The organism is Rummeliibacillus pycnus, assembly GCF_044359855.1.
Classification (GTDB): Bacteria; Bacillota; Bacilli; order Bacillales_A; family Planococcaceae; genus Rummeliibacillus; species Rummeliibacillus pycnus_A.
The window spans coordinates 622709-639483 of record NZ_CP132291.1 but is presented as its reverse complement, the minus strand read 5'-3'; the positions used below and the strand labels follow the sequence as shown (position 1 = coordinate 639483).

Here is a 16775-nt window from a genome sequence, read left to right as displayed (position 1 = left end):
TTATCACTCCCCTTCGTTATTGGTTGTTAAGTGAACGTAGGCAGGACGATTCCATTTACGTTGTACTTCAACACCATTTTGTGGATGACGTTTTTTATAACGTGGGTTAGTTCTAGGAAGTGGATTTTTTCCTTTTCGTTTCAACACTTCAACACGTACTTTTGTTTGTTTGTATGCCGGTGTAGATGTACGGATGTCTGCAGCCGGACCTGTTAAGAAGTTAATCGCTGAATCTTTGCTAACAGAGTTCATTGGTATGAATAGTTCATTTCCTTGTACACGATCAGTTACTAGGGCATTTAATTTTAATGCGCCGTATGGAGAAACTAAACGAAGAAGTGACCCATCTTCTATGCTGCGTTCTTTTGCTAATTCTGGTGATACTTCAACGAAAACCTCAGGTACTTTCGATTGAATACCTTGTGATTTATTTGTCATGTTTCCTTCGTGGAAGTGTTCAAGTACACGACCGTTGTTAATATGACAGTCATATTGTGCTTCAAATTCTGCAGGTTTTACCCAATCATATAAAGCAAAACGAGCCTTTTTGTCAGGGAAGTTAAAACCATCTTCATATAATAAAGGTGTATCTTTACCATCAAGGCTACCCCAACAGAAGCTACCCCAATTTTCTAAAACATCATAGTTTGCTTGAGCAAAGATTGGAGAAAGACTAGCCATCTCAGCAAAGATTTCACTTGGGTGGCTGTAATTCCAATCTGCACCTAGACGACGAGCTACTTCTCTAAGAATTTCCCAATCAGCTTTGGATTCTCCAAGCGTTGGTAACACTTGATATAGACGTTGAACACGACGTTCTGTGTTTGTGAATGTACCTTCTTTTTCAAGAGATGGTGCTGCAGGTAAAATAACATCTGCGTATTGAGCTGTACGTGATAGGAAACAGTCTTGTACAACAAAGAAATCTAATTGTGATAGAACTTCATCTATATGGTTTGCATTACAGTCTACAAGCGCCATATCTTCTCCAACTAAATACATAGCTTTCATTTTACCTTCCATAATCGCATCTAACATTTCCATATTATTACGACCAGGTTGTGGTTGGATTTTGACACCATAGGCTTTTTCAAATTTTGCACGTTCTTTATCGTTTGTTACTTTTTGATAACCAGGTAATAGGTTTGGAAGTGTACCCATGTCACAAGCACCTTGCACGTTGTTATGACCACGAAGAGGGTAGGCACCTGCACCTGGACGACGATAGTTACCAGTAGCTAAAAGGAGATTTGAAATAGCAGCTGATGTATCTGAACCACCTGTATTTTGTGTAACACCCATACCCCAAAGAATACATGTACCGTCTGCATCACGAATCATTTCAGCAACGTTAATCAGTGTTTCTTTTGAAATACCCGTTTTTTCTACTGCATAATCCAGTGTGTATTTTTCAAGCACAATTTTGAAGTCATCGAAGAAATTCACATTCTCTTTGATGAAGGTTTTGTCATGCCAACCTTGATCAATCAAATATTTTGTAACGGCCATTAACCACACTTGATCTGTACCTTGTTTTGGATGCATAAAGATGTCGGAACGTTCAGCCATTTCATGTTTACGAACATCGGAAACTATTAATTTTTGACCATGTAATTTATGAGCACGTTTTACTCGAGTAGCTAAAACAGGGTGACCTTCTGTAGGGTTTGCACCAACAATTATGACAAGACCAGCTTTTGCTATATCTTTGATTGTTCCTGCATCACCACCCAAACCAACTGTACGTAATAAACCGTCTGTAGCTGGTGATTGGCAATAACGGGAACAGTTATCGATGTCGTTTGTTTCGAACAATTGACGTGCCATTTTTTGAATTAAATAGCTTTCTTCATTCGTAATTTTGGAAGAAGAGATAAAACCAACAGAACCCGGACCATATTCTTTTTGAATACCACCAAGTTTAGAAGCAATCAAGTCAAGTGCTTCGTCCCATGATGATTCAACAAATTCATCATTTTTACGAATTAATGGTTTTGTAATACGTTCTTCAGAGTTGACGAAGTCCCAACCGAATTTACCTTTTACACAAGTAGAAATGGCATTTACAGGGCCTTCAGAAGGTTGAACTTTTAAGATTTTGCGACCTTTTGTCCAAACTTCGAACGAACAACCTACACCACAGAAAGTACAGACTGTTTTTGTTTTTCTAGTACGTTTACTACGCATTGATGCTTCGATTTCAGAAATGGCGAAGATACCGCTATACCCTGGTTCAACGTCTTTAATTAAACCGATCATCGGTTCTAACATATCCTGTTTAAGCCCAGTCATAAAACCAGCTTCTCCAAGCATTGATTTTTCCATTAATGCGTTACAAGGACAAACTGTTACACATTGTCCACAACTTACACATGAAGAATCGTTAATATTAACACCTTCATCCCAAATAACTCGTGGTCTTTCTGCTTCCCAATCTAGGGATAATGTTTCGTTAACTTGTAAGTTTTGACAAACTTCTACACATTGCCCACATGCGATACATTGGTTTGGATCATAACGATAAAATGGATGTGACATGTCTACTTCATGTGGATCAACTTTTGGTTCATAAGGATATTTTTGATGTTCAATTTCCATCAATTCTGCTGTGTTGTGTAAAGTACAGTTACCGTTGTTATTATCGCAAACTGTACAGTACAGCAAGTGATTTTCTAGAAGACGATCCATTGCTTCTGTTTGTGCAGCTTTCGCTCTATCAGAAGTAAGTTGGACGTCCATTCCATCTACTGCTTTTGTTGAACAAGATCGAAGCAATTGACCATCAACTTCAACGATACATGTATCGCAAGTTTCGATAGGATCAACAGATGGTACATGACAGATTTGTGGATGGGCGATATCATTTTGATTAATGATATCAAGGATAGTAGCTCCTTCTGCTACATCATACGGAACGCCGTTAATTTTAATTTTAGACAAGGTAATATCCTCCTTTAGTTCTTTGTCACTTATAAGACAACAGGTTAATACTTATGGTAAAGCAGGGAAGTATATCGAGTTGGTTGCTCTGATTAAGATTGTCTAGTTATAATTTCAATTCTCGATTTATCGTGTTGCTATACCAAAGTGGATTAAGAAACGTTCATTAACGAGTTATCATATTGTTGACATTGCTCTAAAAATAAAAAAATCCACCATGAAACGGCACGATCTACACGTGCTGATTATTCATGGTGGATAAAATTCTTAGCAGGACTTGCTAAAAACTCAATCTACTTTATTTTTTTAGTATAACAATAGAATTCAAATATAGATCAACTTAATTCGTATAAAACTACGAAATAAGAATCAAAATATCTCAATTCCATTTGTAATATCACTTATTATAGCCCCATCATTCAAAATGGACAAGAATAATTATAAATATTTATAAATGGGTATAATTGTAAATAAATATTTTCTCTTTAATTTTTTTTCAAGTTGCTATATCATTAACAAACTGTAAGGGTGGTCTCACGATAACAAGACATAAAAAAAGTTTAATTACGTTGGGAGAATCGTCAAGATGTCAAAAAAAGTGCATGAATTTAACGACATTATTCGAAAACTACGCAAAGATATATTTGGAAAAGGACCAGAGCGTATGCATACTGTTTTCGTTGAGAACATGGCTATTTCAACTTTGTATGGCAATATAACACCAACAGAAAAGTTTATTGCGAGTACACCAGAAGGGTTAAAAATGGTCCATGCTGCACGTACTAGTATGATTCAAGATTTATATCCTAAATCACCCCCAGAAGGTATGGAAGAATTGATGGGCACTAAGTTACTCCATTTATTTTCAGATATTAAAATTGAAGAAGATGTTGCTATTTCTGTATTTGTTTTTGAGGATAATATTAGTGAATAACGGGGTGTCTTATGAAAAGGGCAGAATCACGAGAGATTTTACGCGTTAGAAATTGTTCTGTACGCACAAAGAGCGTAATCAATTACTCACAAATGAACAATCGACTAAAATGAAGGGAAGAGATTAAAATTAACACTCTACAAGACCAACTACACAGACCGCTAAGAGATTTAAGGATTTCAGTAACAGATCGTTGTAATTTTCGTTGTCAATATTGCATGCCAGCAGAAGTGTTTGGTCCAGATTACGCTTTTTTACCGTCAGATAAAATATTGAGTTTTGAAGAAATCGAACGATTAGTAAAGATTTTTGTCTCATTAGGTGTGAAAAAAGTGCGTATTACCGGTGGTGAGCCTTTACTACGTCGAGATCTACCAAAATTAATTGAACGCATTCATCGTATAGGTGGAGTAGAAGATATTGCTTTAACCACAAATGGTACTTTATTGAAAAAATATGCAAATGATTTGGCAAAAGCAGGATTATCGCGAGTTGCTGTTAGCCTAGATTCGCTAGACGAAGACCGTTTTTTCGAGATGAATGGTCATCGGGGAAAAGTGAAAACGGTATTAGAAGGTATTGAAAAAGCTGCAGAAGCAGGCTTACAAGTGAAAATTAATATGGTTGTTAAAAAAGGAAAAAATGAACAAGATATCGTTTCGATGGCAGAATTTTTTAAAGACAAACAGCATATTCTTCGTTTTGTAGAATATATGGACGTAGGTAACACAAATGGTTGGCGACTAGATGATGTTGTGTCGAAGAAAGAAATCGTTGAACAAGTTCATCAATTTTCCCCTTTGAACCATGTTGATCCTAATTATAAAGGGGAAGTAGCTACGCGTTATCAATATCAAGATGATCAGGGCGAAATTGGCGTAATATCATCTGTTACAGATTCATTCTGTTCAACTTGTACGCGTGCCCGTATTTCGGCAGAAGGAAAATTATATACTTGTTTATTTGCAACAGATGGAACTGATCTACGAGAATTGTTAAGAACTGGGGAAGATGATGCATCAATCATCGAATGCATTTCGGATGTTTGGGAAAATCGAAATGACCGCTATTCCGATGAACGAAATGAACAAACGATGGAAAAAAGAAAAAAATCAAAAATCGAAATGTCACATATCGGTGGATAGTCAAAATAGATTATCAAAAATAGAATAGTAGCTTTCGATAAAGGTAAAGTAACAATGTTTTCGATTGGAAACTAACAGATGTTGAGGTTTTAAAGTGAAGAAATAATCACGGTATTTAAAAGGGAATTTTGTTGCTTTTCAACGTAATTATTTGTAAATTTGATATTGAGTTATAATGTTTAATGTAATATACTTATATAATATAAGTTTATGGATGATAAGTAATGCTAGATTGCTTACTTCTATTTCTTTTTTTATTTTTAAATGGTGAGATGGATAAACTAGTAGGATGAACTGCTTAGATATTAGCCCGCCATAAAATAGTTTGTGTAAAGTCATACGCAAACTATTTTATGGCGGGTTTTTTATTTTGGGGTAATGAGGTCCTTCTAACTGAAATTTTCCTATTACACACAAACTAATCAAGTCTCTGACTTCGAGAATAAAGACTTAGTTTTGATAAAGGGGGAGAGAGTCAATTGACTTGGTCGGTTTTACACACAATCGGAATTATTGCTTACGCAGCAAGTGGTGCATTTGTTGCTATGGAGGCTAAATATTCCTTTATTGGAATATTTGTGCTTGGACTTACAACGTCATATGGTGGATCTGTGATTAGAAACATAGTTCTCGATGTCCCAATTTCTGAAATATGGGATCGTCAATCCTTATTTGTTGTAATGATAACGCTATCTACAATCGTATTCATTGAGAGGAAATGGGTTCATCATTGGAAACGATGGGGATATTTCTTTGATTCTATTGGTCTTGCTTCTTTTGCGATAAATGGTGCACTATTAGCAAAAAGTTTGAATTATGATCTAGGTATTATTGTCATAGCTTCTATGTTTACTGGTGTTTGTGGAGGGATGGTTCGAGATTTGTTAGCGGGTAGACCTCCACTTGCTTTAAAGGAAGAAATTCATGCAATACTTACATTCTTATGCGCTTTTTGTATTTGGGCTGGGTGGAGCAGTCCTATTGAATTGTCGACCATAGTAGTTCTCGTTGTATTTATTCGTATGCTATCGGTTCATTATAAATGGAGACTAAAACTTCCTTGCAATCAGCCTGAAAAACATTTATAACTCTGTAAATTAATGATGTATTTGAATCAATATTATAACGAATAACCTAGAAGAAAATTAAAAAACAGAATCCGAGGAGGGATATAATGATAAAAAAAATGGAACATGCAATGAGTATGTTAATCCGCGAAATCCGTAAGGAAAATATCGGAAATGGCCCAAGAGAAATTAATGTTCGTATTGTAGGTTCTTGGGTAATTTGTGAGATGAAAGGTAATTTAACGAATGTTGAAAAGTTTATGATTGAAACAGAAGAAGGACAACAGATGGTTCATAAAGCAAGGACGACATTAGTGAAAGAAATTTATGAGGACCCTGCAAAGGTGAAAAAGCTTGAGGACATAGTTCAGGCGAAACTTGTCAATGTTTTTACAGATATCAGTATTAAAACGGATATCGCAATGACAATTTATGTGTTTGACAAACCTATTATGGACAATAGTCATATTAAAAATTAAATTCATGATCTCCTGTTGCAATTTTTAGGTTTGTAATCAGCACGTATTTATAATTATTGTAGTAGTTGTAAGTTCTATTTGAGTATTGTCTTTAGGACATGATTCTTATAATTAAAAATAGCTTACTATTCAAAAAAGGTACCCTGTAGACGCATTTAAAAAGTCTATCTATAGGGTACTTTTTGTATATGATCAAAATTGCTTAAAAAATCTAGGTGATTCTTAAGAAAGGTGGACGTTTGCTCCTGTATGTATTATCTATTTAAAACTTTCGAGGCAATTAGAATATGTAGTCTGATAGCCTCCAAAAGTAAGAACTAAACCGTTACTTTGAGCATTCCTCCAACCACATATTTTGTAATTGTGGAGCGAAAGACGGCGAGTCCTCGAAAATGCATTCGCATTTCCTTCGTGCGATGTAAATTCAGTGAAGTTCATTCAAAGTCCTTCGGGAAAGCTTGAGCTGAAAGCCCCACAGGAATGATTTTAAGGGACAAAGCCTAGAACGCCACATCCTGTGGCGACGGCTTCGTGACCAACATCGTGTTGGCCCGAGGAGATTGAAGCCAAGCCCGTGGAAAGCGCCGTCTGTAGCGGAACTTCCAAATCTTAATTCTGAAAAGTAATTGTGTTGAAATGATTGTATTTCAAACCGAAAATAGATATATGAAATTGATTCATATAAAAAATCAATCCAATTTAAGAGGAAAGTAGACTGTTTTGATCAATCTTATTTCTAATGCTACATATAAGTGAATAAGTGAATTAAAAAGTATCAAATGTTATTATGAATTATGATATAATTTATACTTTTTTATTTAAGTTACTTTAAAAAAAGACGATGACTAGATATATCAGTATATAAAAAGAAATGGAGTGACCTAAAATGGGACGTGTCGTTATATTTGCCGAAAAACCTTCACAAGCAAAGGCATATGCGGACGCTTTTAAAGTAGCGAAGAAAACGAAAAACTACATAGAATTACAGCCAACAGCTACATTTCCTCAAGGTGCTACAATTACCTGGGGAATAGGCCACTTAGTTGAACTAAAACAACCTGCAGACTACAAAACTGAATGGAAAAGATGGTCACTTGCTCAACTTCCAATGATTCCAGAAAAATATGAGTTTCGTGTATCAAAAGGGAAGTGGGATCAATTCCAAGAAGTGAAACGACTTTTTAAGGAAGCAGACTTATTGATTAACGCATGTGATGTGGACCGAGAAGGTTCTAATATCTTTTATTCGATATTACGTCAAACCGGTGTGCGCAATAAGCCAATCCAAAGATTATGGATCAATTCCTTAGAAATAGATGAAATTCGCAAAGGCTTTGCGAATTTAAGAGATAACCAGAAGGACATGCTTTTGTATAAAGAAGCACAGACAAGACAAATCAGTGATTGGTTAGTAGGGATGAATGCGAGTCGCTTATATACGATGCTTTTAAAAGCAAAAGGACTAAACGAGACAATGTCAATTGGCCGTGTACAATCACCAACTGTTTATATGATTTATCAACGCCAAATGGAGATTGAAAACTTTAAGCCATCCAATTTCTACGAGTTGACGGGTGATTTTTTATCTGAATTTGGCCCTTATAAAGGGAAAGCTGCTGTGAAAAAGGACAAGCGTGAAGAAGCTGAAGCCATTTTAATGCAAGCGGGTATTGTAGAAAATGAAGCTCTTCCTGGAATAATCAAAGATGTGAAAAAGGCTCGTAAATCGATTAAGCCACCAAAGCTACATTCGTTATCTACTTTACAAGCTAAGGCCAATAAGATTTGGAAATATAGTCCAGCGAAAGTGTTGGAGATTGTGCAATCTTTATACGAAAAGAAACTTGTTTCCTATCCTCGTTCTGACTGTCAATACATTACAGAAGCAGAATTTGGTTATCTAGTAGGGCAAATTCCGGCCTATCAGAGAATTATTGGACACCCATTTGAGGTAGCCAATCACCATCCTCAGAAACGCTATGTTGATAATGCTAAAGTTGAGGAACACTATGCAATCATCCCAACTAAAACAATTCCATCTGAACAAAAGGTAGCTGGGTTGCCACCAATGGAACAGAATATTTATCTTGAGATCGTCCGTAGTATGCTTGCGATGTTCCATAGAGATTATTTATATGAAGAAACAACCATTATGACAGATGTTAAAGGCATTGATTTTAAAACAGTAGGCAAGGTAGAGTTGGATAATGGTTTCCAAGAACTGTGGCCTGTCTCATCCAAAAAGAAAAAGGAAGAAGAGCCTTTATTACCACAAGTCAAACAACAAGAAATAGTTGAAGCACATATCCATATTCAAGAAGGTACAACACAACCTCCAAAGCCTTATACAGAAGGACATCTTGTACAAATGATGAAAACGTGTGGAAAGTTCATAGAGGATGAGGGAGAAAGTGACATTTTAAAAGAAGTGGAAGGTCTAGGTACGGAAGCCACGCGTTCTGGGATTATTGAAACGATTAAAAGACATGGTTATATAGAAGTAGCAAAAAATATCGTCATGATTACAGATAAAGGTAGAGTACTTTGTGAAACGATTGAGGGTTCGCTATTATCTAGCCCAGCAATGACCGCCAAATGGGAAACCTATCTACGGAAAATAGGTAATGGGAATGGATCACAAGAAGCATTCTTAGGAAGCGTTTCAAAATTTCTTCACCATTTAATTGAAGTAACACCTGAAAAAGTAGCAGGTACAAATATTCAAGCTGCAGTAGAAGCAGCACCTTCAAACGAACCAATTGTAGAGTGTCCCATTTGCCATCAAGGGAAAATGATCGCAAGAAAATCATTCTACGGTTGTTCCAATTACAAGGCAGGATGTAAATTCACTGTTTCTAAAACAGTAGCTAGCAAAAAACTTTCACCGAATCAATTAAAAGATCTTTGTCAAAATGGTGTGACAAAAGAGATGAAAGGCTTTAAATCAAAAAAGGGCTCAAGTTTCTCTGCAAAACTGAAGTTGGAACAGGGGAAAGTAGTTTTTGAATTTTAACTTAGTACTAGAGGTGATATTGTTTATTGCTAAAATAAACAATAAAGTGGTGGGCGTGTTCAATTGCATTTATTTACAAAGACAAATGGAAGCCACAGAGCTGAAATTTACAAGTTAATGACTCGTCCAAACTTTAGACGTAACGGTATTGGACGCTCACTCATTTAAATACTGTTATAAGGTATAGCTAAGTACAATTAAAAATTTTGTTTTCTATGGTTTATTGCAAAATGAAAATGTGTAATACATTCTCAAATATCGAATTAATAACATATTCCAAAATGAAAGAGGTAAAAATAATGGGGACTTGTGCAGATGTATTAATCGTTATCGATTTACAAAATGGAGTATGTTTCAGTGGAGATCATTTATTCGATTTACAAAATTTACTCAATAAAGTAAATAATAGAATTGCCTTATATAGAGAATTACAGAAACCAATCATTTTTGTTCAACATTGTGATGAAGAATTAGTTCCTGAAGAAGAACTTTGGGCTATTCATGCAAATCTAGATGTTCAAGAACAAGATTTTTTTGTTAGAAAAATACATGCAAATTCTTTTTACAAAACGAACTTAAAAAATCTTTTAGACCAATTAGCTGTACATCGTATTGAATTTTGCGGCGCCCAAACAGAATACTGTATGGATGCTACGATTAAATTTGCTCATGGATTGGGATACGAAAACTTCATGATACAGAAAGCAACGTCTACTTTGAATAATCCATTTATGTCTGCAAAAGAGACAATTAATTTTTATGAAAATATATGGAACCACAGATTTTTAAAATTAATAGAAGATGAATCTTAGAATGAACGATTATATAAATCGATCAATCAAAGGAATCCTAAAACGAGGATTCATCAGCGAAAATTAAACAATTTTATCATTCCTAAAAAATTAAAGATGCGGTGGTGTTGTTCATCAATATAGCGATATTGCAGCACCTACAGCGTACACACTTATTCAAAAAGGAGCAAACATTATTAGTTTTAATCCAGGCTCTACATTTGATATGATTTGCATTAGGAATAGGGCTGTCAGTTATGCTGATAGCCTTTTTGTATATCCAGATATATCCGTTTCAAGAACAAAAGTTAAACCAAGGGAAATATGATGTATATGGGCTTTGGATGATTCTTTTTACGGGGCTGCATTTATCTGTCACATCATTATTTACACGAAAACGGTTGGCAATGGGTGCTTAAAATCATTATAACCATTTTTGTAACAAGCTTTTCTATTGCATGTATCGGAGAACATTTTTATGATTTTCAGCATAAAAAGTTTCTATTTCAAAGAAAATAACTTATCAGATTCGCTTAAAATCGAATTTGGTTGAGGTATTAATAATTTGGTTTCAAACGAGTTTCTGTTTGTTATTCGGTATTTTAGATAGGGTAAATGGTTTTGTTGGGAAAATGGGGTGGAACAATGATTTTTTAAGGTTATTGCATATACTTGTTAAGTATTGGAGTTTTTAAGTTAAATTAACTTTGAATAGAGGGATTAAATTGAGTGAGATCAAAAATATAATAAGGAATGAAGCGCCCTGTAAATAGGGCGCTTCGGAAGTATACATTATCTTTAATTATAACTAATATTAGCAGAGGGGTATAATGTAGTTCCTCCAATTGAAACTTTGATTTCTTTTGATAATGGAACATTTTGTTCATTAATAATTGTTCTCCACCATTCCCATGCAAGACCTGTACATTCTCTCGCTAGGACTTTCACATTTTTTGAATTAGGTGGAAGTGGTATGACTGTAGAGAAATGAGCAGTTTTGTCTCTGTTGTTTCCTTCCCAAGTTTTATGGATTAGTATTTCTTTTCCATTTTCATCATATGAGTATTCATCCCAAGATACATCAAATTGAGCAACATATGCTCCATAATGATCAAGCGTCATTTTAGCACTGGAATATTCTGAAGTTGTAGTCTCGATATAATCTGTATTATTATGAACAGCAGCAACAGCATTATCTTTTAAGAAAGTGCTAGTATATGAAATTGGGTATGCTGGATTTTTAGGACTTAATTCTGCATTATCTTTAATAATATTTCGTATTTCATTAAAATCTTTTGTAATAACCTTGTTATGCTCTTTTGCATCTCCGCCTAATACTACAGCGGTAAAGGTACTGTCTTCAAAAATATCTTTGTACTGTCCACTCGTTTCAACGCTGTTATTCTTAAGTAAAGCTTTAAAGGCAGCTTGTACATCTTTGCTCTTAGATGTTGTTTCTAATTTTACATAAATTGTTCTGCCGTAAGCTACATTTGACACCATAACAGGCGGTGCCTCATTACTTACACCTTTACGAGTTAACTCGTCAAAAGTAACACTATTATCAAAAAGTTCTGATGGATTGTTAGGTAGTTCTGCACTAACGGAATAATATATTTGCTTATATGCCGCAACCATCACTTTTTTCTCTCCATTTGCAACAGCATTAAAGTCAATGTTCAGTCCATTATCAAGATATTTAGCGTTAACATTAAGAGCACTTGCTATTTGAGATTTACTATAAACCATAGATTCTGTATACTGCATTCTTGCAGGTAACGTATGTGTTGCTGAATACTTTTCATTCCAAGTAGATACTAAATCATCTACTGCTCCAGATACATTACTATATGTTGGATTTTGAACAGTTATGGTATTTTCTTTTCTCATACCAGGTAAGTCTATACTAATATTCAAAGGTTTTCTCTTAGCCACTAATAAACTAGGTTGATTATCCGCAAAAGCTTTATTTGCAAGTTGTACTGCTCCTGGATATGTACGATTAACCATAGAATCAATAATTGAAATATCCACTGGTGAAGTTGAAAGAGATTTTTTCTCACGATTAACCACTACAAATTTCCCATTTGAATTTATACCTTCTTTCGGCACAAAATTCTCTACTTTTTCACCATCTACTGCTAAAATCTTTTGATTATCATATTTTAAATTTGCTATACCAGTATCAATGTCACTAGCTTGTTCTGGTGCAATAGATGAATCACTTTTAGGTGTTTCAGCGAAGGCGATAATCGAATAATTAATAGTACAAAAGCCAATTAATAAACATACTAGTACTTTTATTACTTTAATAGAGCTTTGAACGTTCATAAAATTCACTCCTTATAATTTTTTAGTAAGATAGAAGAAAGATTTTTTTAAACACTGAATCCGTGAAATATTTTGGGTTAATCAAAGATTTCTTGAAAGTATTTCTGTAAATTCAATGCATTTTGAGTTGCAACAACATACATTACTTGATTGTCTTCCTATGTACCTCTTTTACAAGATAATCTATCTTTACTAAACGAATGATCATTTCTTTAATCGTTGATTTTTGTTTGAGCATCAGTCATTCGCATTACCTCCTTTAGAAATTGGAATATTTTAATTTTGAACCAATTTCAACCCATAACCTCATTTTAATGGTCTTGATTTTCTTTCCCAATCACCTTTTACAGGTTATATGATAATATCGGTTATGTGATTAAATATTTAAATAAAGAGGATACGTATTAAAAGTATAAAAAGCCTTTTAAATGTTGGAATTTAATATAATACACGAACATTAAATGGGGCATGTTATATAACATATCAATTAGAACATTGTCTATGAAGTGGAAGATGCTAGTTCTCGAAAATGCATTCGCATTACCTTCGTGCGATGTTAATTCAGTGAGGTACATTCAAAGTCCTGCGGGAAAGTGAGGTGGGCATTGAAAAGTAAAAATAGTTGTAAATTTATGATAAAAATCTAGTATAGCTATCTTCGTTGAAGTGGAATTAGCGGAGAGTCCTCGAAAATGCATTCGCATTTTCTTCGTGCGATGTTCATTCGATGAAGTTCTTTCAATGTCCTGAGGGAAAACGAGCTAGACGAGACACTGGAGCTTAGCGAGGAGGCTCGTCAGTTCGCCCAAGGAAAGCGGAGCTAATTCCACTTATTCAATAGCAGATATATATTATAAATATTTGCATTACTACACTTTTTCAGTGGCCTCAAAACGAAATGGGTGTACAATGTTTTAGCTTCCGAGGAGGCTCAACGCTCGCTTAGCACGAAAGCGCCATCTGGAGCAGCTTACTAATCAAATACTAGAAATTCAATATTTTCCGAATTATGGAGTTGATTATTTAGAAAATATTCGTATTTTTTAACTAGAACAGCATTTTGGGAATTGACTCAATTAATAAAGCAATCGATCCAACTCCCAACAAAGGAATAATAAATTCTATTTTAGACAAACTTTTAATACAGGGATCATGAATATCAGAGAAGATTTTACACTATGGAGTTATTAAGCCTTTAATTTATCTCGCTTTGTATGATAACAGCATGTAAACGAGGTTGAAATGATTATGAGGGAGTTGCTTGTTTGTGAAAGAATGTAATTGCGATTTTACACCGATGGAACAAGTATTAAAAGAGGATATTCGACAAGTCATAGCTGTACTACAGAATAGTTTAGATGAAATGGGCAAAGAAAATTATTGTCTTCTTGGTAATTTTGAAAATGTAAAAGAAAAATTTAGTGATATTGAAGTCAAAGCGGCTACTTTCTATTTAAATTGTTACCTGGCACCATATACAGATAAATATCCAGAAATATCAATTTGCGCACAAAAATTATCCAATAAAAGACATGGTGGTTTAATCGTTATTCAACGGGAAGATTCCTTGGCGTCTTTAATTCAGCCAGGTATAACTATAAACGCAGAGCTTACTCATTCTTTATTGGAATCCATTTTTTATCCTGGAAATCCATTACATGATGGGGCTGTTTTAGTAAATCAAAATCATATTAAATCTGCTGCAAATGTACTTCCACTTACAAATAAGTCTATAGGTGATCAAAAAAAGCTAGGTACGCGTCATCGTGCGGCTATCGGTTTATCAGAACGAAGTGATGCATTGGTGCTAGTGATTTCGGAGGAAACAGGTAGAGTATCTTTTGCGTTAAACGGAGAGCTTTACCCAATTTCAATCTGACATTGTCAGCTAGCATTTTGAAAAACTACCCGATTTCAAAATGCATACTAAATATTATTGCTTCACTTAAGTCTTGTTACTTATGTGAAGCTTTTTTTTTGGCAATAAAATACTTCTACTTCTAGTCAACAGGTCTTGGCCCAGCAGCTTTTCCGGTGTTTTCTACTGTCATTATTGGACGAATCGTAATATCTCCATTTACAAGAATTTGACAGGATAAACGCAAAAAATCTTCAACTATATGATTGTCAATTCCTTTATTAATAAAAGCTTTCTTTTCTTTGTCGGTTAATTCTAAATAATCTCCAGCCAGAATCTCTACCCTGCAAGTCGTACATTTAGCATTACCACCACATCGATGTAGAATATTTACACCGTTATCCTCCAAGGCTAATACTAACTTTTTCCCATTTTCAACTTCAAAAGTTTTCCCACCAAGTATAGTTACAAATGGCACTTATTATCACCTCAAGTACATGATTAAATTTCGTAAGGGTATTAATCTAGTTATCGCCTTATTGAGCAAACTTTAGACAGAGCATAGAAATCAAAGCTCATTAATAAAAATAATTATCTTTTTATAAACCTCGGTAGTCTATATGAGAAATTAAAAAGAATGCAATAAGATAAAAATAAATAAACTTAAAAGGGGAGATGTAATTATTCAACAACAGCAGAGATGCTGAATTGGACATATGAATCCTGGTGGTGCCATGGATTATGAAAAAATGGAATACCATGAAAAGGTCGGTTTATCTGAATGCTTGTCCTATAGAATAAAGTTGAAGAAACTATAATAAGTATGTCTACACTTCATTATGTTTATAAGCATTAAATTAGACAAACACATTATTCTATGCGATAATATAGTATATGCTGATTAGCTAATTTAGGAGTTATTGGCATTCTGCTATTTGTTTTTGAAGATACTTATTCACACTGGCGTGACTTTGGGGTCACAAGGACGCGAAAGAAGGTAGGGTTCGCGTTGCTTAAGTTAGAAAGCTTTCCAGTGGAATTTTACCGCGGCAAGAAAGGTAGACTTTCTCGTAAATATTCCCCGGATGATCGGGTTGAAATTAGAACTTTCATAAATTAGCTAATATATATAATCCAAGGGGTACGCTCATCGATGAGTGTACCCCTTGTCCAATTTATTCGTAATTTAGAAATGGCATGCTTTAGCATAATTATTTTGTTCACCTCTTATTAATATAGGATTACTTTCCAAGTATAAAACAGCAGGAAGTAGACAATTCTATTTGATGGAGGTGAGCTAAATTGACAAAGAATAATAAGAATAAGAAAAGTAGTGTAAGCCGTGAAGAATACGGCTATGGTTACGATTTGAGTCCTGATGACTTAGATGTTATTGGACAAAACAATGCAGCAAAAGCAAAAAATAATAATGAAAATCAGGGGAAACCAACTGATAAAGAGACTCAGTCAAAACTTAATAAATAACGACTAAAAGCACCATTGATGAAACAAGGTTAAATTGTTTCATCAATGGTGCTTTTTCTATATAAATACTATAATCGAATCAATTGAGAGCGAATCATTTGAATAATATTTAATTGAACAATTCCCATTTCTTCGGGTGTTTCTTGTGTATCATTCGCTAACCATTCTTCGATGACACCAAAAATTGCAGAGACGATGAAAGATAGAAAATAGTTATTAAATTGCTTAATTTCATGACGATCTGTATGTTCATTACTTTGTTGAGATATTCGCAAAAGTAACTTCTGCAAAATAGTTTCTTTATAGAGTGTTTTTACTTTTTGAGAAAAAGCTGGATCACCAGTCGGACCTAACAACACTTTAAAAGCTGTTGACTCTTGCCCAAAGTATGTAAACATTTGAATAATGGCTGGATAAGGTTTTCCGATTTTTATATAACCTAAGCCATCCAATGGTTCAATGTTATCAAGGCAATCTTGTAAACCTGAAAGTAACCGGTTTTGTATTTGGGTCATTAAATCAAATTTATCCGTATAGTGCAGATAAAAAGTGCCACGGTTTAGTCCAGTTGCAGATGCTAATGCACGAACGGTTACACCTTGAATACCATCTACTGCCATGATATCGATAAAAGCATCTTGAAATTTTTGCTGTGTTTCGAAATTCATTTGTTCATGGATTTTTCCCATCATAATTCCTTACCTTTCTCTCAATACAATCTGTAATTGATAG

The 16775-nt window shown here is 34.5% G+C and carries 12 protein-coding genes and 1 pseudogene; 9 read left to right on the top strand and 4 right to left on the bottom strand.

Annotated elements, in window-relative coordinates; genetic code table 11:
- Positions 1 to 3: 3 nt before the first annotated feature.
- Complete coding sequence (gene fdhF / locus Q8X41_RS03060) at positions 4 to 2940, bottom strand: formate dehydrogenase subunit alpha (RefSeq protein ID WP_397538793.1); 2937 nt, start codon at positions 2938 to 2940, stop codon at positions 4 to 6.
- 586 nt (positions 2941 to 3526) lie between these two features.
- On the opposite strand from fdhF, the gene Q8X41_RS03055 reads away from it, so the two are divergent.
- From Q8X41_RS03055 to Q8X41_RS03025, 7 genes and pseudogenes are all read left to right on the top strand, one after another.
- Positions 3527 to 3874 (top strand): DUF2294 domain-containing protein, encoded by a 348-nt coding sequence (locus Q8X41_RS03055; RefSeq protein WP_397538792.1) that lies wholly within the window; start codon positions 3527 to 3529, stop codon positions 3872 to 3874.
- A 122-nt stretch (positions 3875 to 3996) separates the two neighbouring features.
- Entirely contained in the window at positions 3997 to 5019 is a 1023-nt protein-coding gene (gene moaA, locus Q8X41_RS03050; RefSeq protein WP_397540190.1) for a GTP 3',8-cyclase MoaA, read from the top strand.
- Positions 5020 to 5498: 479 nt separating this feature from the next.
- Complete coding sequence (locus Q8X41_RS03045) at positions 5499 to 6107, top strand: trimeric intracellular cation channel family protein (RefSeq protein ID WP_397538791.1); 609 nt, start codon at positions 5499 to 5501, stop codon at positions 6105 to 6107.
- An 86-nt stretch (positions 6108 to 6193) separates the two neighbouring features.
- Complete coding sequence (locus tag Q8X41_RS03040; protein WP_397538790.1) at positions 6194 to 6565, top strand: DUF2294 domain-containing protein; 372 nt, start codon at positions 6194 to 6196, stop codon at positions 6563 to 6565.
- Between the two features lie 886 nt (positions 6566 to 7451).
- Positions 7452 to 9578, top strand: a complete 2127-nt coding sequence (locus Q8X41_RS03035) for a DNA topoisomerase 3 (protein WP_397538789.1) — start codon at positions 7452 to 7454, stop codon at positions 9576 to 9578.
- Between the two features lies 1 nt (position 9579).
- Positions 9580 to 9743 (top strand): annotated as a pseudogene (locus Q8X41_RS03030) (GNAT family N-acetyltransferase); the annotation flags it as partial.
- Between the two features lie 134 nt (positions 9744 to 9877).
- Entirely contained in the window at positions 9878 to 10390 is a 513-nt protein-coding gene (locus tag Q8X41_RS03025; RefSeq protein ID WP_397538788.1) for a cysteine hydrolase family protein, read from the top strand.
- A 777-nt stretch (positions 10391 to 11167) separates the two neighbouring features.
- Here the strand turns inward: Q8X41_RS03025 and Q8X41_RS03020 are convergent.
- Positions 11168 to 12700, bottom strand: a complete 1533-nt coding sequence (locus Q8X41_RS03020; RefSeq protein WP_397538787.1) for a thiol-activated cytolysin family protein — start codon at positions 12698 to 12700, stop codon at positions 11168 to 11170.
- Between the two features lie 1267 nt (positions 12701 to 13967).
- On the opposite strand from Q8X41_RS03020, the gene cdaS reads away from it, so the two are divergent.
- Positions 13968 to 14579 (top strand): sporulation-specific diadenylate cyclase CdaS, encoded by a 612-nt coding sequence (cdaS, locus tag Q8X41_RS03015; protein ID WP_397538786.1) that lies wholly within the window; start codon positions 13968 to 13970, stop codon positions 14577 to 14579.
- Positions 14580 to 14700: 121 nt separating this feature from the next.
- Here cdaS and Q8X41_RS03010 read toward each other — a convergent pair whose 3' ends face one another.
- A complete protein-coding gene (locus tag Q8X41_RS03010) occupies positions 14701 to 15036 on the bottom strand; it encodes a 2Fe-2S iron-sulfur cluster-binding protein (RefSeq protein WP_397538785.1) in 336 nt (111 codons plus the stop codon).
- A gap of 824 nt (positions 15037 to 15860) precedes the next feature.
- Between Q8X41_RS03010 and Q8X41_RS03005 the strand changes: the two genes are divergently transcribed.
- Positions 15861 to 16043, top strand: coding sequence for a hypothetical protein (locus tag Q8X41_RS03005; protein ID WP_397538784.1), 183 nt, complete (start codon positions 15861 to 15863; stop codon positions 16041 to 16043).
- Positions 16044 to 16111: 68 nt separating this feature from the next.
- On the opposite strand, the gene Q8X41_RS03000 is transcribed toward Q8X41_RS03005, so the two are convergent.
- The gene (locus Q8X41_RS03000) at positions 16112 to 16735 is read right to left on the bottom strand and encodes a TetR/AcrR family transcriptional regulator (protein ID WP_397538783.1); all 624 of its coding nucleotides are present in this window, start codon (positions 16733 to 16735) and stop codon (positions 16112 to 16114) included.
- Positions 16736 to 16775 lie beyond the last annotated feature (40 nt).

What these genes read in the sequence shown, in the direction of transcription:
- Q8X41_RS03025 (WP_397538788.1), top strand. Translation starts at nt 9,878, where the DNA reads ATGGGGACTTGTGCAGATGTATTAATCGTTATCGATTTACAAAATGGA.
- Q8X41_RS03040 (WP_397538790.1), top strand. Translation starts at nt 6,194, where the DNA reads ATGATAAAAAAAATGGAACATGCAATGAGTATGTTAATCCGCGAAATC.
- Q8X41_RS03055 (WP_397538792.1), top strand. Translation starts at nt 3,527, where the DNA reads ATGTCAAAAAAAGTGCATGAATTTAACGACATTATTCGAAAACTACGC.
- Q8X41_RS03020 (WP_397538787.1), bottom strand. Translation starts at nt 12,700, where the DNA reads ATGAACGTTCAAAGCTCTATTAAAGTAATAAAAGTACTAGTATGTTTA.
- Q8X41_RS03035 (WP_397538789.1), top strand. Translation starts at nt 7,452, where the DNA reads ATGGGACGTGTCGTTATATTTGCCGAAAAACCTTCACAAGCAAAGGCA.
- Q8X41_RS03000 (WP_397538783.1), bottom strand. Translation starts at nt 16,735, where the DNA reads ATGATGGGAAAAATCCATGAACAAATGAATTTCGAAACACAGCAAAAA.